Raw genomic sequence first — 17,340 nt, 5'->3', positions numbered from 1 at the left:
ATATTCAACTTCTATCTTTGCATTCAATTAACATAGACCAAAGAAATTAATGGCAGGCAAGATACTATTAGTAGATGATGACGAAGACATCATCGAACTTTTAACCTACAACTTAAAAAAAGAAGGTTACAAGGTAAAGTCAGCAAATAATGGTCTTAAAGGCATTGAAAAGGCTGCTTCTTTTATGCCAGACATAATCCTGATGGATATAATGATGCCGGTTTTAGACGGTATTGAAGCTGGAAGACAAATAAAAGAAGACCCTAATTTAAAAGACATTCATATCATTTATTTGACCGCGAGAGCGGAAGAATTTTCTGAGATAGCTGCTTTTGAGGCAGGTGCCGATGATTACATTACAAAGCCTATTAAACCAAGACCTCTTATTAGTAGAATTAAAGCTCACTTTCGAAAAGGCTTTGACAAAAACAACGAAGAAGATATTCTTGAAATAGGTGGTCTTATTATTAATAGTTTAAACTACTCGGTCACAAAAGAAGATGGCGACGAGATTGTACTTCCTAAAAAAGAGTTTCAATTACTTTTCCAACTGGCAAAAAAACCTGACAACGTACATTCTAGAACTGAGCTTCTTCATAAGATTTGGGGAGCTGACGTATATGTGGTGGAGCGTACAGTAGATGTTCACATTAGAAAAGTTAGAGAAAAGCTTGGGGATAATGTAATTAAAACCCTAAAAGGGCTTGGTTACATGTTTAATTCAAAATAAACCTAAATTATCTGTAGAGATTTAGGTGGCTTTTTTGAAAAGGCCATATAAAATGGTCAATTTTGTTCTTCTCCAAAACTGACATGAAATTATCTCCAAGGTGGATTGCGTTTTTATTAGCAGGGATAGTATCTTCTATCACCATGCTATTTCTGAGTTTTATACCAGAGTGTACCACTAATATTCTTTTTGTGGCGGGTGCTGGTTCTTTCCTCACGGCCTTTTTTACGGCTTATGTCATGCTAGACATTCTCTTACTTAAAGAGGTCAAGCAAATTTACGATACACTTCAAAAACTTAAAATTGGCGACTTAGACATAAAAAAGAAGTCGGTCTTTAGAAGCTTCAATCCTTTCAATAAGCTTAATAACGAGATATCAGATTATGTAAATGCCAAGCAAATTGAGATTGACGAATTAAAAAGAATGGAGGCTTTCAGAAGAGAGTTTTTGGCCGACGTTTCCCATGAGCTAAAAACACCAATCTTTGCCGCACAAGGCTTTGTTCATACACTTTTAGATGGGGCAAAAGACGACCCATCTGTAGCAAAAAGATTCTTAAAAAAAGCTGCAAAAAGCTTAGATGGATTAGACGCATTAGTTAGAGACCTTGTAGTACTTACCCAAGTAGAAACCGGTGATATTAAAATGAACTTTGAAATTGTTGACATAGTCAGCATAACGGAAGACATTTTTGAACAACTTGAAAACAAGGCAGATAAAAGAGGAATTCACCTCAAAATAAAACCAAAAGGAATTGAAGAATGTGCTGTGGTGGCGGATGCTCAAAGGATTTATCAAGTGTTAACTAACTTTATAGACAATGGCATAAAATACGGCAAAGAGAACGGAAAGGTGAGTGTTGAATTTCAAGAATTTGACGAGCACTATCTCATTGTGGTAGAAGACGATGGTCCAGGAATTTCGGCAGACCACCTTGCAAGAATATTTGAGCGTTTTTATAGGGTTGACAAAAGCAGAAGTAGAGAAACTGGTGGAACTGGATTGGGCTTGGCTATTGTTAAGCACATATTAAATGCTCACAAATCTACTATTAATGTAAGCTCAACGGCCGAAACCGGCACTAGGTTTTCATTTACTTTATCTAAAGGAATATAATTTGATAGAACTTTCTAAATATAAAAAGGCTCCTAAAAACATCAATTTTGAAGACCTTATAGTTTTTCAAAATGACGACTATTTATTGATAAACAAACCTCCGTTTGTTTCATCTTTACCAGAAAGAACTGGTGACAGAAGCTTGAGTATTTTAAAATTAGCCAAAGAGCACTTTGAAGACATTCAGCTTTGTCATAGACTTGATAAAGAGACTTCTGGCATTTTGTTACTAGCAAAAAATCCTGAAGCTTATAGAAACGCCTCCATGCAGTTTGAGCATAGAGAAATAAAAAAAGAATACCATGCCCTAGTTAATGGTGTACATGATTTAGAAAGCATTTCTGTTTTCCTTCCAATAGCAATTTTAAAGGATAAAACTGGTGTTAAAATTGACAGAAAAAGAGGTAAAATAGCTGAAACAGTATTCTTCACTGAGAAAAAGTACAATCAGCATACCCTACTAAGATGCTACCCTGTTACAGGAAGAATGCACCAAATACGTGTTCACTTATTATGCCTAGATGCTCCCATTGTATGTGACCCTACCTATAATGGAGAATACATTTTCTTGTCTAACATCAAAAGGAAATTCAATCTTAAAGAAAGTGACGAAGAACTTCCTTTAATAAAAAGAGTAGCCCTTCATGCTAAAAAAATATCTTTCAAGGGTTTAAACGGAGAGGTAATTGAAGCAGAAGCCCCTTACCCTAAAGATTTTGAGGTCTTAATTAAGCAGCTCGACAAATTCAGTAGTTAAACTATACACCCATTTTCTACATAGTTTAGAAAGATTTTTTATAGATTGTAGATTAAAGAAAGTGTTCAATTAATTTAAGTTAAAGTTCTCTTGTTTGATTATTCAATAATTACCAAGACCTTTACCGCTGAAACATTTCATCTAGGGTTAAACCCTTTATATGACATACCAGATAAAAACAGAAGGAAAATATAATTATGTAGATGAAGGCAATGGCCCCACTTTGCTGGTGCTTCATGGTCTTTTTGGTGCGTTGAGTAATTTCAATGACGTGGTTAAGGGTTTTAAAGAAAACTACCGTGTTATTATTCCACTCATGCCCATTTATGACATGCCTATGCGTCAGGCTAGCCTAGAAGGTCTATTGTCTTTCATAGAAGGTTTTGTAGAGCAGACTAAGCTAAAAGACATGATTCTTTTGGGTAATTCTTTAGGAGGCCATGTTGGTTTACTTTACACACTCGCTCACCCAGAAGATGTAGCAGGGCTAGTTTTAACAGGTAGCTCAGGACTCTTTGAAAACACTATGGGGGGCTCTTTCCCCAAAAGAGGGAATTACGACTACATTAAAGAAAGAGTAGAATATACTTTTTATGACCCAAAAACAGCCACTAAAGAACTAGTGGATGAATGTTTTGAAATCACAAGTAGTATTCCGAAATGCATGAATATTGTTCAAATTGCCAAATCGGCTCAAAGAAACAATATGGCTAGCGAGATAACTAACATCAAGGTACCCACTTGCTTAATATGGGGTTTGAATGACACTATTACTCCTCCACATGTTGGACATGAGTTTAATAGGTTAATTCCAAATTCGGAGCTGCATTTTATTGACAAATGTTGCCATGCTCCTATGATGGAACGTCCTGTTGAATTCAATCAGTTTTTAGAAAAGTTTTTAGTCAAAATCAATAAACCAGTTGTTGCCTAAATGCTTGCCAGAGACCTCATAGAGAAAGACTTACCTGCTTTAGACATTGATGATAAAGTGGGCACCGCTTTGCTGTACATGGAAGAAGAAAACCTTAATCAGTTAGTACTTGTCCATGAATCAGAGGTTTTAGGAGTTATTGAAAAAGATATTCTTTTCAATTTTGATGACGAAACCAAACTCTCTCTAGTTCCTATCAAATTTAGCAATGTAGAGGTCAAAGAGAATCAACACTTATTATTGTTAGCAGAACACTGTATCAATAAGGATATAGAAGTGTGTCCAGTTGTTGATTTCGAGAATAAATACCTTGGGAGCATAAAAACTGTAGACATCTATAAAAAAGTAATAGCTGGTCAATTCTCTGGAAATGGAGGCTTAATGAGCCTAGAAATCAGTGAAAAAGATTACAGCCTTTCAGACATTAGCCGAATTATAGAAACGGAGGGTTTAAGAATAGAGAAACTATACCTATCTCAAGAAAACCAAAACGACTATCACTTTATTATTAAGCTGAATAAAAAGGAGATAGACCCTGCTATAAACAGCCTTAAACGCTTTGGATATAAGGTAGCTCAGATAAATGAACGAGCTAACAATTCTTATCCTGACTTAGAACGTTATGAGCAGTTGATGAAATATCTTGAAATTTAAAATCGGAAATTTATGAATATCGCAGTCCATGGAAGGGATTTCAAACCTGAGGACAAGCATTTAGTTCAAATGGTTTTTGAGGAACTGGCAGAAAACCAATTAAACGTTCAGGTTTCTGACTCTTTCAGAAAAATACTTTCCGCCGCCGAAATCTCACCATTAACCGAAAAAACAGTCTCTTTTAACGGTAAGGAGGATATTGATATCGTTTTAAGTTTAGGAGGAGATGGAACATTTCTAGAAACTGTAAGTAAAGTAGGTGCTAGCGAAAAGCCAATTTTAGGTGTAAATTTTGGTAGACTGGGTTTCCTTACTTCAATTCAGCCTACTGAGATAAAATCAGCAGTTCAAAAACTACTCAAAAAACAGTACAAACTTGATGAGCGAAGCATGCTTCATGCCGACTCTGAAATAGAACTTTTTAAATCAGGCACGAACTTTGCCTTAAATGAAATAGCAATCTCGAAGACTGATACTTCTTCTATGATTATTATTCATGCGTTCATAAATGGAGAGTTTTTAAACTCCTATTGGGCGGATGGTCTTATGGTGGCTTCTGCTACTGGCTCTACAGGTTATTCATTAAGCTGCGGTGGTCCATTAGTAATGCCTCATTCGGACAATTTTATTATTACACCGATTTGTCCGCATAATTTGTTTGTAAGACCAATGATAGTACCTAAATCAAGTATCATTTCTTTAAAGGTGGAAAGTAGAAGTAATAACTACTTGGTTTCAATGGACTCACGTGCAAAGGTAATAGGCGATGTAGATAGCGAAATTACCATTAGTAAAGAGTCTTTTAAGGCTAAATTAATTACACTAGATGGTTCCGACTTTCTAGACACACTAAGAGCCAAACTTGGCTGGGGCAGTGATGTTAGAAATAGAACCAAACTTCCAAGTTTAGAAGAGACTTCTTGATTGCCTAGCAATAAAAAAACGAAAAATTACGTTCTGAAAACGAATTTTACTCAAAGCATGGCAAAGTCTCAAAAAATAACATTTGGCTTCCTAATCTTATCAATGATTTTGATAGGTAGAGCTGCGAATTCGCAAGGTCTTTTCTCACCTAAAAATGTGGTAAATCAATATACTACCGTTGGTTTTGGTGCAGGTTCTGCCCACTACATTGGAGATTTAGCTCTCCCCTCTCATTTTTACCGTTCATTATATAAGAACGTGAGATTTAATTTAAACGCAAATTATACAAAGTACCTTACGCCTAACGCTGCTATACGCGTTCAGCTATCTTGGGTAAGGTTATTAGGAGATGATTACACATATGGTGTAGATAACCTTGACTTATTTTATCAATCCTTTATCCGAAATCTACACTTCAGAAATGATGTAAAGGAGGTAGCCCTAAGTGGTATATTTAATCTTATACCAAATAATGGCAAAGGTGGAGCTAGAAATAGAAATAAATTCACTCCTTACGCTACTATAGGCATCGGGCTAATAGCTCATGACCCAAAAGCAACGCTTCCAGTCGGTAGTACAACAACATCAGGGAGTAAATGGCAATCATTAAGACAGTACAATACTTCTGGACAAGCAATACCCAATAGTGGAATTAAATCATACTCTTTAGTTCAAGCAGTAATTCCATTGGGTCTCGGCATACGAATGAGGGTCAACGATAAAATTGACATTACATTAGAGGGTAATTTAAGAATCACGAATACAGACTACCTTGACGATGTAGGGCCAGGTAATTATGCAGACATAGCACAATTAGAGAATTATGGCGGAGAAATGTCAAAATTGCTTTCATATAGAGCAGGAGAAGCTATTAGTTCGAGAAGTGGCATAAATAGACTTGAGCAAATATTGCAGATTTACGGCGACCCTGAGAAATTAAATGCATCTGCAGGACCTGAACCCTTGAAAACCCTTGCATCATTCTATGGACCCGAAGGTTCTATAAGTAAACAAAGAGGTTCTAAAGGATTTCTAAAAGACTTATACGGCACCACTCAAATCACTATTTCTTATATTATAAGTGATAAAATAAAGTGCCCTGTTTTAAAATAATTTAGCAAAATCAACTTGAATAAAACCCATTTAATCGGCTTCCTTTTTCTCTTTTCTATCGCCTGTCACGGGCAAGCTTTAGAAGTTGGTCTTGGTACGGGTGCTACGTTTTACAGGGGAGATCTTAATCCAAATTTTAATCCATTACTCGCTAGACCTGCGGCGAACGTGATGGTTCGCTATAATTTCTCTAGAGCTTTTTCCTTAAAAGGCCGAAGTATGTATGGTTTTATCACGGGTAAAGACGGACTAAGCTCCAACCCATTAAACAAGGCAAGAGACTGGCATTTCGATGGGCAAATAATGAACTGGGGATTAGATTTAGAATATAACTTCTTAAACTTTCGAGCCTCCGGCACCATAGTCCGTTCTAAATGGACCCCCATTCTTTTCTTAGGAATTGAGCAATATAGAATGCCTAAAAGAAACTTTCATGCAAATGGCCTCACATTCTCTGATGAAGTAGATTCTCCAAGTAAAGCTCTCTCTTACGGCTTTGGTTACAAAAAAGAATTAAATGCCAAATTGAATATAAGCGGCTCATTCGGCTGTAAATTAGCTATGGAGAAATCCAACAGTGATTACTTTGACGGTTTCGGATATTTTGATGACGAAACTGAACCCTATAAAAACACATATCCTGATATAGTGGGAGAGCCTTTAAAGTATTCAACCCCTAACGCACACGTAAGAGATAGATTTTTCTATGCCAACGTAACCTTAAGTTATGTTTTCTCTGGTGTTAGATGCCCCAACCCAAGAAGGTAAGACTTATCTTTCTATTACTACCTAATTTCCTTACATTTGCGTTCATTTTCAGAACAAGAATCTCATTAGATACCTGTGTCAATAGATAAAATAGATAAAAGCAATTTGCCCAAACACATCGCCGTTATAATGGATGGGAATGGTAGATGGGCTAAAAAACAAGGTGCTATGAGGATATTCGGGCATCATCATGGCATTAAAGCAGTTAGAGAAACTGTGGAAGCCTGCGGTGAACTTGGCATTGAATACCTAACCCTTTATACTTTTTCTACTGAAAACTGGAATAGACCAAAACTAGAAGTTGATGGTATCATGAAGCTTTTGGTGTCAACCATAGCTAAAGAAATCCCAGATTTAAATAAGAACAACGTTCGCTTAAAAACTATTGGCGATTTAGATTCTTTACCTGCATCAGCAAGGGAAGAAATGTTAAAAGGTATAAAACTCACTGAGAACAATACTGGTTTGACACTAAATTTAGCCTTAAGCTATAGCGGAAGATGGGACATTATACAGGCGGTAAAAGAAATAGCTTCAAAAGTTAAAAAAGGTGAAATTAATATTGATAATATAAACGAAGCCTCATTTAGTCGTTACTTAGCTACTGAAGAAAGTCCTGAAGTGGATCTATTGGTGCGAACTGGCGGAGATCATCGTATTAGTAATTACTTACTTTGGCAGTCAGCCTATGCGGAGTTATTATTTTTAGACGATATTTTTTGGCCAGAGTTTAGAAAGAAAGATTTATTTAATGCTGTTTATACTTACCAGCAAAGAGAAAGAAGATTTGGAAAAACAGGAGATCAGGTTAAGAAGCCTTAAAACAGCATTTATGCTCAAAAATATAAAATTCAGTTTTATTACTGCCTTAATGCTTCTTTGCGGAAGCACTACTTACGCTCAATTTATTGGTGTTGGAAGTAAAACACCAAAAACTAATCCTATTGATGAGATTAGATACGACAATCCTCAAGAATATATTATTGGTGGAATAACCGTTGTTGGCGTTAAATTTCTTGACCCAAATACACTGATTTCCGTATCAGGCTTAAGCGTAAACGACCAGATTTCAATTCCTGGTGAAGCTATTAGCTCTGCGATAAGAAGATTAATGGACCAAGGTATTATTGAAGATGCTTCTATCAATGTCACAAAAATTGAAGATAAAAAAGCCTATCTAGAAATTGATCTTAAGGAAAGACCAAGGTTAAACAAGATCACACTTACTGGTATAAAGAAAAGTGAGATTGAAACGGTAGAAGAATCTATCAGTGAAAACAGAGGTAAAGTTATTACCGAAGCACTTGTTAAGAATATTCAGCTAACAATTAAAAAATACTATATAGAAAAAGGCTTTCTTAATACGGCCGTTCAAGTTAAGCAAATTGACGATACGTTAAGAGTTAATAATGCCACGCTTATTTTTGACATTGATAAAAAAGACAAAGTAAAAATTGACAATATTTATGTTACTGGCGTAGAAGAAGTACCGGAATGGAAGCTTTTATCAAAGTTCAAGAAGACTAAAGCTAGGGCTCCAATGAGGCTTTTTAGTCCATCAAAATATATTCCTAAATTATACAAGGAAGACAAAAAAGCTGCAGTGGCTTGGCTAAACAAGAGTGGTTATAGAAACGCACAAGTAGTTTCTGACTCCGTGGTAGCAAATCCTTCTGGAAATGTTGACGTTTACATCGACATTAATGAAGGCCATAAGTTTTATTATAGAAATATTACTTGGTCAGGAAACTATCTGCACGCTTCTGATACGCTTGCCATGATTCTTAATATTAAGAAAGGTGATTTATACAATCCAGAAGACCTTGATAAAAAAATAAACGGTATTCCTCAAAACGATGTAAGTTCGTTTTACATGGACGATGGTTATCTATATTTTAGCTGTCAGCCTGTAGAGGTAGCTGTAGAAGGAGATTCTATTGACATTGAAATGAGAATCTTTGAAGGTAAACAAGCCATCATTAATAGAATTATTCTTAACGGTAATACCAAAACATCTGACCACGTGGTCATGAGGGAGTTACTTACTAAACCAGGACAGAAGTTTAGTAAGACTGACCTTATTGAAACTACTCAAATGCTTTCTAAGCTTGGATACTTCGATCCTCAAAAGATAGATCCAAGACCAATTCCTCAAGCTGATGGAACTGTTGATATTGAATATAATGTAGAAGAAAAGTCTAATGACCAGATTGAACTTTCTGGTGGTTGGGGTGGTCTTCAAGGTTTTGTAGGAACTTTCGGTATTGTCTTTAATAACTTTGCCATTAAAGATGTTTTAAAATTTGGCCAAGGGCTATACAAGCCACTTCCTAAAGGTGATGGTCAGAGCTTTGCCATACGTTTTCAAGCAAATGGTGGTTTCCAAAACTATTCTATTTCCTTTACTGAGCCATGGTTAGGTGGTAAAAAACCAAACTCTTTCTCTGTAAGCTTCTTCCACTCGGTTCAAGATTATGGAAAACTTCTAGATAGATACGAAAAACTATACGGTGGTGGTGCTGGCGGTCTTTTAGGAGGTAGCCTCGGATTTGGAGGTAGCAACTCTTATTACTCTGGATTCTTTAAAAACACTGGTGGCTCTGTAACTTTTGGAAAAAGACTTAACTGGCCTGATAGAAATTTCAGTTTCAGTAGTAGCTTATCTTACCAGTACTATGATGTAGAGAATAGCTTCTTATTAGCTAACTTTAGAAACGGTCAAGCTCATGATATCGCCTTAGCATTGAACCTTTCTAGATATAGTTTAGACAACCCACAATTTACAAGAACAGGTTCTTCGATAGTTTTAAATGCTACATTCAACCCTCCTTATTCTGCTTTTGGAACCAAAAACGACGATGCAGAAGTGAAGTGGATTGAAGGACATAAGTGGATGTTAGACGCAAGCTGGTTCTCTCCGGTGGTTGGAAAGCTAATTTTCCATGCTAAAGCTAACATGGGTTTCTTAGGTCGTTACTCTCCTAATGTTGATTATAGTCCGTTTGGTAGGTTCGTAGTTGGAGGAGCAGGTATGGGACTTCAAAATACCCAAAATATTGGTGTGGAACTTATTGGCCTAAGAGGTTACGAAGAAGGAATTGTTCATGAGAAAACACTTGCAGAACAAGCTGCAGATGTTACTGGTGAAAGCAGTTCGAACGGACAGCTTAGCCGTCAAGGTGGTATCATTTATAACAAATTCACTACCGAGTTAAGATACCCTATCTCTTTAAACCCTCAAGCCACTATTTATGGACTAGCCTTCTTAGAAGCAGGTAATAGCTGGGGAAGTTATAAAGATTATAACCCTTTTAAACTTAGAAGAACTGCTGGTGTAGGTGTTAGAGTATTTATGGCTGCCTTTGGTTTACTTGGCTTTGACTACGGTTATGGCTTTGACCCAATTCCTGGTGTAGCAAACAAAGGTTTGAAAAACTTCACTTTCAGTATTGGGCAGCAGATACGTTAATATGTTAAGCAGTCGTTAATTAGACAGTTTGAAATTGACTTTTCTCTATTTTGCTCGTCAAAGAAAGCGAATAGGAAAAACCAAAGAATAAAATTGTCACATTTGAAAAATAATCTAAGATGAAGAAGACATTATTTTTTCTATTTTTGTCGCTAATCTCGATTTCTGGCTTCACTCAGAAATTTGGATATGTTGATTCTGAGTTTATTACAGGAAAAATGCCTGAATATAAAGAGGCCATAGAAGCTATGAACTCTTACTCAGAACAATGGGTAAAAGACATACAAGTGAAGTATAGCGAGGTTGAAGATTTGAAAATGGCCTATCAGCAGGAAGAAATTCTACTGACTGATGACATGAAAAAAGAAAGACTGAAAGCTATTAAGACTAAAGAAGAAGAAGTAAAAGCTCTGAATAATAGTATATTTGGGCTTGAAGGGCAGCTCTTTCTAAAGAAAAAGGAAATTATGCGACCTATTATGGACGCCATTTATAATTCTTGTGAGAAAGTTGCTCGAGATAAAAAACTAATGTTCTTGTTTGACAAAGCGTCTGACATTAGCATGATTTACACAGACCCGCGTCATGATTACACGGACTATGTATTAGAAGAACTAGGAATTCTAGAAACTAAATAAAATGTTATTAATTAAATCTAATAAGTATAAAATGAAGATTAAACTTTTCGCAACCCTTTTTGCAGCATTAATGCTAGCAGGTATTGGTGCCAACGCTCAGGTGAAAATTGGGTACACTAATATTGATTACATCCTTACAAACCTACCAGATTCTAAAGAAATTCAGGAAAAATTGACTACTGAGAAAGCTCAGTACGATAAATTACTTCAAGAAAAAGTAGCAGAATTTCAAAAATCTTACGAAAGCTATCAAAAGAATGCCGCGACGATGACTCCGGTAATTCGTCAAGATAAAGAAAAGAGCCTTCAAACTGCTCAAACTGGTATTCAAGAATTTCAACAAAATTCTGAAGTAGCTATCCAAAACAAACAGCGTGAACTTTTGGCTCCAGTAATGGACAAAATTCAAGTTGCTATTGACGAAGTAGCTAAAGCAAACGGATATACACACGTATTAAATTCTGATGCTGGATATGGTACTACTCCTGTAATTTTAGTAGCTCCAGATTCTGATAACATCACGAACTTAGTATTTAAGCATATGGGTGTAACAGTTCCTGAAGAAACTGAAGGAAACTAATTCTCACTCCCAAATTATGGCCTCTTTGAGTAAATCAAAGAGGCTTTTTTTATAGATTACATTCCAAACGATTGCTCTTTACTGAATGAATTATTTAATAGTAGATTTAAATATTCAACTGGATGGCCACAAAATAGGTTTTGTTCAGCAAACACTTAACTGGCTTGCCAGAAATCAACCAGAACATAAAGGGACATTTCATTTTTTGGTAAATGCAGAGCTGCAAATACCTGAAAGCTCTAATATTAAAGTAGAGGTAATAAAGCCTCATACATCTGCTAATTTTGAAGCGAAAACCGCTTTAAAGAAGTATAAAAAGCAATGGGATTTCATCAAATTAAAAGCTAGCCAGTTTGATGCCCAAAAGATAGTTTTGATGGAATTTGATATTTATCAAGTTGCCATAGGTAATGACTCCAAAACGGGTTTTGATGTTTCTGGAATTTGGTTTAGACCTTATTTCAGACAGGTTTCTTTAAACAAATCCATTATTCCTACCATTAAGTTTAAAATAGCTAAATGGAGAAAGCAAGCCATGTTTAGGCTAGCTCTTAGAAACAAAAAACTTCAGCAAATTTTCATTCTGAATGACAGAGTCACCGTAAACGCCATCAATGAAAAACATGGTAAGAGACTTTTTTACTTACCCGACCCAGTTTTTGATTACCATATCACCGAAAGTATTGATATTAGAACTAAATACGGTATTGATAAATCAAAGGTTATATTCTTAATTTTTGGCCATATTGACGATAGGAAAAACGTAGTAAACATTTTAAAATCGCTGGAAGCTCTCCCTAAAGAAATGCAATCGGAGCTAGTACTTCTGATGATTGGCAAAGTGGCTGCAGAATACAAATCAACACTAGAAGAAGCCTTAGAAAAAAGTAGATGTGCTTATCAAATCTTACAGAACGATAAATTTGTGAGCGACGATGAAATGGAAGCACTTTTTGCCCAGTCAGACTTAATTCTAAGAATGAATGTTAATTACTTTGCGAGCAGCGGAATTATTGGAATGGCTGCTAAGTATAACAAGCCCTCTCTTGTCTCTGATTACGGAATAGTAGCAGATTTGACTAAAGAATATAAACTCGGCTTAGAAGTAAATCCTGAAGACACAGGAGCTATCACAAAGAAATTTGCTGACTTTATTAATTCCGAAAATAAATGGCAAATTGATGGTCAAGCTTACTATCAAGACCACGGCACGGAAGCTTTTGTTAAAACACTTCTTGACTTGCCTTAGCACTTAAAGCCTTGTTTAAAAGGTTTTCCCAAACAAGCTTACCACGGCAGTTCCAGTGCGTATCTCCTTTGGCAAAGGCTGAAGCTCCTAATTTATTTAATGCTCCAAAAGCATCTATAAATTCTATATTAAGTTTGGGATGATTTTGGACTCTAGTAATGAGTTGATTATACGTTCCCAAATCTCGTCCTAAAATACTAGTCTTATTAGGAATAACACTTAAAATCACTTTATCAAAACCAAGAGCCTTATATTTTTGAGAGGTTTCATTGACATAAGTTACCAAAGTCTCTATTTCCTCATCGCTTATCTTGTCAAAGGCAGAACTTATTCCCGGCTCCGAGGGCAAGTAATACAGTAAATGCTCTCCAGTTTTATTTAAACGAACATTATCGTCCACTCTATCGAAGAGTTTATAATTCAAGGCTGCCTTCCAATCTTTAATGGTCATCATGAAATCATAACCAAAAAGAACACCCTCATGAAGCTCTGTAGAATATGGTAATTCGAAATCAACTGCTCTTTTCAAAAAGCTTTCTTTTACTAACTCCACTGGAGAAGAATCATTGCCTTCTACTACATTGACGCCATTCCAAACGCTTGTAAAACGTTCTCTAAAATGACGTTCTACAGTTTCTATCACCAATACATTAAACTCCGTAGTATCTAATTTTATATCCGTATTTCCATCTACTCTTATATAATCATACTTTGAGGCTATGAAATTACTAGAGTCCATACGGCCAAACTCTGTAAAGCTATCACCTGCTAATACCAGATGTACTCCTTGTTCTTTCTCTAGATTTGAAGTTTCACAAGTTTCCTTTAATTCTCTAAAGTCCGCAAGATTAGAAAGTCGATACAAATCTCCATAGCGGTAATCATCTTTAACCAGACCATGTTCAAAAAGCCAGGTAGACAAACCACTAGAACAACCCTCTAACCATAAGAAAGCCGCTAAAACCAACGCTATGTATTTAAGTATTTTCAAAATTGGAAATAGATAAATTGATTGGAAGTGAACACGCCAAAGAAGTAGCAAATAATCATTATCCCCACAAATTTGACATAAAAGGCGGATGTTTTACTCGTATCTATAAAAGGAACATAAATCTCTTTCAACATTAGAATCAGAATAACCGCCGCACAAAACCATAATTCTGTAACAGAGAATGGGCTACTAAAACCAGCATAAGTATCAAAATTGACAATCTTAGAGAGTATAGTCAAAGCATTAGATAGTCCTTGTGCTCTAAAAAACACCCAGCTAAGCGTTACTAAAGAGAAAGTAAACGCCACCTGAAGTATAGTACTTAAGCTATTTTTAGGGAGTTTAAAGCCAATATGTTTTTTCCAATACATGGCCATAACTAAGAATATACCATGCATAGCTCCCCAAATAATAAAATTCCAAGAAGGTCCGTGCCACAGCCCAGAAATAGTAAAGACAATAAAGTAATTAAGATACAGCCTATACTCCCCTACTCTATTTCCTCCTAAAGGAATGTATAAATAATCTTTAAACCAGGTAGATAATGAAATATGCCACCTACTCCAGAACTCAGATATTGATTTAGATATATAAGGCACATTAAAGTTTTCCATCAAATTGAAGCCCATTAGTCTGGCACAGCCAATAGCCATATCTGAATAACCAGAAAAATCACAATAGATTTGGAAGGAATAAAATACGGTAGCCAACAGTAAAGTAGAGCCACTATGCTCCAACGGACTATTATAACAATAATCTACCATGATTGCCAGCCTATCAGCCACCACCACTTTTTTGAACAGACCCCAAGCTATTCTTATTAAACCTTGCTTGATATTTTCAAAATTGTACTTAAAATAGGTATGAAATTGACCTAATAAATTTTGCGGACGCTCAATGGGCCCAGCCACCAACTGGGGATAAAACATTACATAAAGCGAATAAATAATAAAGTCTTTCTCTGGTTTTTGATTTTTCCGATATACCTCTATGGTATAACTCATGGCCTGAAAAGTATGAAAAGAAAGTCCTATGGGTAATTCTAAGCCATAATTAGGAATTGGGTTTTCAATACCCATCAGATTTAAAGCAAAGCTTATGTTCTGATTGATAAAATTGAAATATTTAAAAATAGCTAAGAAGCCAATATTTGCCACTAAGCTAATACCGAGCCACCATTTCCGCTTTCTCCCTTCCGCCTTATCTATTAAAAACGCTGCGTAATAATCTACTATTATGGTAAATAGTAATATGAGAATATATACAGGCTTAAATGCCATGTAAAAGTAGCAGCTAGCCAAAAGCAGAAGCCACACCCTACCACGGTGCCTCAAACTGTAGTACAAAATTGAGACTACAATGAAGAAAAATATAAACTGAATGGAATTAAAAAGCATGTAAGCTACTTGTAATACCGGTTTTGATTGTTGCTCTTATTCAATTTGAGCCCAAAAATACTAAGAATAATCTACTGAATCTGTATTGAAATTTTATGTTTTGAATTAGAGCTTTAACGTTTTAGAATTAGAAAGAATTAACTTGCAAACTTATGATTCATCAACAAGAACCCATCTGTGCTTTAGCCACCGCTCCAGGAGTAGGTGCTATTGGCGTAATTCGTGTTTCAGGGCTAAATGCCATTCAAATAGTAGATGCTATTTTTAAAGGTAGAAAGCTAGAAAATGTCAAAACACATACGGTACATTTTGGTACTATTCAAAAAGGAGAAAAAGTAGTAGATGAAGTTCTATCGGCTGTTTTTAAGTCTCCAAAGTCTTTTACAAAAGAAGACACCGTAGAGATTTCTTGTCATGGAAGTTCTTTCGTCATAAAAGAAATATTAAAACTTCTTCTAGACAATGGCTGCCGCCTGGCAAAACCTGGTGAGTTTACGCAGCGAGCATTTATGAATGGTCAGTTTGATTTGGTACAAGCAGAAGCAGTAGCAGATTTGATTGAGGCAGATTCTGCAGCGGCACACAGTTTGGCTATTAACCAATTAAGAGGTGGTTTCTCAGATAAACTAACTTCTCTAAGAGATGAACTCATTCATTTTGCTAGCATGGTGGAACTTGAACTTGATTTTGGCGAAGAGGATGTGGAATTTGCGGATAGAGATGACTTAAAAAAGTTGATAGAGAGTTTACAATCTCAACTTACCCCCCTTATAGAATCCTTTGATGCAGGTAATGTTATCAAAGAAGGAATTCCAGTTGCCATTATTGGGCAACCAAACGTTGGAAAATCAACTTTGCTTAATGCTCTTTTAAAAGAAGAAAAAGCGATTGTAACGGAAATAGCCGGAACCACTAGAGACTCCATAGAAGATACCATGGTGATACGTGGCATGAAGTTTAGGTTTATAGACACGGCTGGAATTAGAGAAACGGAAGATATAGTGGAAAGCATCGGAATTGAAAAATCGAGAGCGGCTTTGCAAAAAGCCCAAGTAGTGCTTTTCTTATTTGACGCTCCTGAAGAAAGAGCCTATTTAGAAGAAAACTACACCAGTTTAGCAAAGGATAAGAAGGTATTTTGGGTAAAAACAAAAGCTGACTTAAGCACAAATAAAAGTGATGCTGACCTTAACATTTCTGCCAAAACAGGAGAAGGCATAAGCGAATTAGAAAATACACTTTTTGAATCAAGTGCTGTCAAAACCCAAGGAGACACGGTTTTAACGAATCTAAGGCATTATGACCTCCTCATAAAAACCAATGAAGCCTTAAACGAAGTATTAAATGGTTTGGGACTAAACATCACAGGTGATTTCTTGGCTCAAGACATTCGTTTGGCATTGCTTCACCTTGGTGAATTGACAGGTACCATTACGACGGACGACTTACTAAAGAATATTTTTGGGAAGTTTTGTATCGGAAAATAATTGTTTTTACATTAAATGTAAATTAAAAAATCATCCCTATAGGTCTTTTAGTAATCCACCTTATTTTACTTTTACACCCTAAATAAGAAAAAATCACATCACATAACTTTTAGTTTAAATTTATGTCTACTTATCTAACAACAAGATGTCCAAACTGCAATAATTTAATAAAGAACTTGCAGCGTCAAGAAATAAATAACTTTGGCGACTATATTGGCAATCCTGTAGAAAACTGTAACTTCTGCAATCATCCTTATTCTACCTCAAAAAAACTTTGGAAAGACCATAGTTTTGGGGACAAGTCCAAACGAATCCTCCAACTTTTATTTTCCATTTTATATTCAACTCTATCTTTCTCAGCAGTTTTACTTGTACTAATGGTGGCAGTTCAAATTTTCTCAGAATTTAAACTTATTGATACTACCAACTTCTTTTCAGATAAAATTACTATCATAACTATATCATTAATGTTTTGTTTTGTTTCCTTTACATTGATTAGACATTTCTTAAAGCTAGTAAGGCTTAAATAAA

The 17,340-nt window shown here is 35.7% G+C and carries 16 protein-coding genes; 14 read left to right on the top strand and 2 right to left on the bottom strand.

What is annotated here, in order from left to right:
• The first annotated feature begins 49 nt into the window (after nucleotides 1-49).
• The 13 genes from AC0L6O_RS07830 to AC0L6O_RS07770 all read left to right on the top strand — a co-directional run bounded on the left by AC0L6O_RS07830 (nucleotide 50) and on the right by AC0L6O_RS07770 (nucleotide 12,934).
• Nucleotides 50-730 (top strand): response regulator transcription factor, encoded by a 681-nt coding sequence (locus AC0L6O_RS07830; RefSeq protein ID WP_473307610.1) that lies wholly within the window; start codon nucleotides 50-52, stop codon nucleotides 728-730.
• 83 nt (nucleotides 731-813) lie between these two features.
• Complete coding sequence (locus tag AC0L6O_RS07825) at nucleotides 814-1,848, top strand: sensor histidine kinase (protein WP_473307608.1); 1,035 nt, start codon at nucleotides 814-816, stop codon at nucleotides 1,846-1,848.
• 4 nt (nucleotides 1,849-1,852) lie between these two features.
• Nucleotides 1,853-2,605 carry an RluA family pseudouridine synthase gene (locus tag AC0L6O_RS07820; protein ID WP_473308505.1) on the top strand — a complete coding sequence of 251 codons (753 nt, stop codon included), beginning with the start codon at nucleotides 1,853-1,855 and terminating at the stop codon, nucleotides 2,603-2,605.
• A 160-nt stretch (nucleotides 2,606-2,765) separates the two neighbouring features.
• Nucleotides 2,766-3,539: an alpha/beta fold hydrolase gene (locus tag AC0L6O_RS07815; protein WP_473307606.1), complete on the top strand. Its 774-nt coding sequence runs from the start codon at nucleotides 2,766-2,768 to the stop codon at nucleotides 3,537-3,539.
• Nucleotides 3,540-4,193, top strand: a complete 654-nt coding sequence (locus AC0L6O_RS07810) for a CBS domain-containing protein (protein ID WP_473307605.1) — start codon at nucleotides 3,540-3,542, stop codon at nucleotides 4,191-4,193.
• Nucleotides 4,194-4,205: 12 nt separating this feature from the next.
• Nucleotides 4,206-5,117 (top strand): NAD kinase, encoded by a 912-nt coding sequence (locus tag AC0L6O_RS07805; RefSeq protein WP_473307604.1) that lies wholly within the window; start codon nucleotides 4,206-4,208, stop codon nucleotides 5,115-5,117.
• Nucleotides 5,118-5,174: 57 nt separating this feature from the next.
• Complete coding sequence (locus tag AC0L6O_RS07800; protein WP_473307602.1) at nucleotides 5,175-6,230, top strand: hypothetical protein; 1,056 nt, start codon at nucleotides 5,175-5,177, stop codon at nucleotides 6,228-6,230.
• A gap of 15 nt (nucleotides 6,231-6,245) precedes the next feature.
• Complete coding sequence (locus AC0L6O_RS07795; protein ID WP_473307601.1) at nucleotides 6,246-6,998, top strand: DUF6089 family protein; 753 nt, start codon at nucleotides 6,246-6,248, stop codon at nucleotides 6,996-6,998.
• An 81-nt stretch (nucleotides 6,999-7,079) separates the two neighbouring features.
• Nucleotides 7,080-7,820: an isoprenyl transferase gene (locus tag AC0L6O_RS07790; protein ID WP_473308504.1), complete on the top strand. Its 741-nt coding sequence runs from the start codon at nucleotides 7,080-7,082 to the stop codon at nucleotides 7,818-7,820.
• A gap of 10 nt (nucleotides 7,821-7,830) precedes the next feature.
• Complete coding sequence (locus tag AC0L6O_RS07785) at nucleotides 7,831-10,467, top strand: BamA/OMP85 family outer membrane protein (RefSeq protein WP_473307599.1); 2,637 nt, start codon at nucleotides 7,831-7,833, stop codon at nucleotides 10,465-10,467.
• Between the two features lie 119 nt (nucleotides 10,468-10,586).
• Nucleotides 10,587-11,105, top strand: coding sequence for an OmpH/Skp family outer membrane protein (locus AC0L6O_RS07780; protein ID WP_473307598.1), 519 nt, complete (start codon nucleotides 10,587-10,589; stop codon nucleotides 11,103-11,105).
• A 31-nt stretch (nucleotides 11,106-11,136) separates the two neighbouring features.
• Complete coding sequence (locus AC0L6O_RS07775; protein WP_473307597.1) at nucleotides 11,137-11,685, top strand: OmpH/Skp family outer membrane protein; 549 nt, start codon at nucleotides 11,137-11,139, stop codon at nucleotides 11,683-11,685.
• A gap of 85 nt (nucleotides 11,686-11,770) precedes the next feature.
• The gene (locus tag AC0L6O_RS07770) at nucleotides 11,771-12,934 is read left to right on the top strand and encodes a glycosyltransferase (RefSeq protein ID WP_473307595.1); all 1,164 of its coding nucleotides are present in this window, start codon (nucleotides 11,771-11,773) and stop codon (nucleotides 12,932-12,934) included.
• On the opposite strand, the gene AC0L6O_RS07765 is transcribed toward AC0L6O_RS07770, so the two are convergent.
• A complete protein-coding gene (locus tag AC0L6O_RS07765; RefSeq protein ID WP_473307594.1) occupies nucleotides 12,909-13,925 on the bottom strand; it encodes an alginate O-acetyltransferase AlgX-related protein in 1,017 nt (338 codons plus the stop codon). The two genes, AC0L6O_RS07770 and AC0L6O_RS07765, sit on opposite strands and share 26 nt — an antisense overlap.
• Entirely contained in the window at nucleotides 13,922-15,322 is a 1,401-nt protein-coding gene (locus tag AC0L6O_RS07760; protein ID WP_473307593.1) for an MBOAT family O-acyltransferase, read from the bottom strand. The genes AC0L6O_RS07765 and AC0L6O_RS07760 overlap by 4 nt, the downstream gene beginning before the upstream one ends.
• Before the next feature lie 152 nt (nucleotides 15,323-15,474).
• On the opposite strand from AC0L6O_RS07760, the gene mnmE reads away from it, so the two are divergent.
• A complete protein-coding gene (mnmE, locus tag AC0L6O_RS07755; protein ID WP_473307591.1) occupies nucleotides 15,475-16,809 on the top strand; it encodes a tRNA uridine-5-carboxymethylaminomethyl(34) synthesis GTPase MnmE in 1,335 nt (444 codons plus the stop codon).
• Nucleotides 16,810-17,340: the final 531 nt, after the last annotated feature.

Source organism: Arcticibacterium sp. GJ41-1, assembly GCF_055808875.1.
This window is presented reverse-complemented; position numbering and strand designations above follow the sequence as displayed.

Excerpts from the sequence above, each read along its gene's own strand:
- AC0L6O_RS07830 (WP_473307610.1), top strand. The coding sequence starts at position 50 with ATGGCAGGCAAGATACTATTAGTAGATGATGACGAAGACATCATCGAA.
- AC0L6O_RS07825 (WP_473307608.1), top strand. The coding sequence starts at position 814 with ATGAAATTATCTCCAAGGTGGATTGCGTTTTTATTAGCAGGGATAGTA.
- AC0L6O_RS07815 (WP_473307606.1), top strand. The coding sequence starts at position 2,766 with ATGACATACCAGATAAAAACAGAAGGAAAATATAATTATGTAGATGAA.
- AC0L6O_RS07810 (WP_473307605.1), top strand. The coding sequence starts at position 3,540 with ATGCTTGCCAGAGACCTCATAGAGAAAGACTTACCTGCTTTAGACATT.
- AC0L6O_RS07805 (WP_473307604.1), top strand. The coding sequence starts at position 4,206 with ATGAATATCGCAGTCCATGGAAGGGATTTCAAACCTGAGGACAAGCAT.
- AC0L6O_RS07800 (WP_473307602.1), top strand. The coding sequence starts at position 5,175 with ATGGCAAAGTCTCAAAAAATAACATTTGGCTTCCTAATCTTATCAATG.
- AC0L6O_RS07785 (WP_473307599.1), top strand. The coding sequence starts at position 7,831 with ATGCTCAAAAATATAAAATTCAGTTTTATTACTGCCTTAATGCTTCTT.
- AC0L6O_RS07780 (WP_473307598.1), top strand. The coding sequence starts at position 10,587 with ATGAAGAAGACATTATTTTTTCTATTTTTGTCGCTAATCTCGATTTCT.
- AC0L6O_RS07775 (WP_473307597.1), top strand. The coding sequence starts at position 11,137 with ATGAAGATTAAACTTTTCGCAACCCTTTTTGCAGCATTAATGCTAGCA.
- AC0L6O_RS07770 (WP_473307595.1), top strand. The coding sequence starts at position 11,771 with ATGAATTATTTAATAGTAGATTTAAATATTCAACTGGATGGCCACAAA.
- AC0L6O_RS07760 (WP_473307593.1), bottom strand. The coding sequence starts at position 15,322 with ATGCTTTTTAATTCCATTCAGTTTATATTTTTCTTCATTGTAGTCTCA.
- mnmE (WP_473307591.1), top strand. The coding sequence starts at position 15,475 with ATGATTCATCAACAAGAACCCATCTGTGCTTTAGCCACCGCTCCAGGA.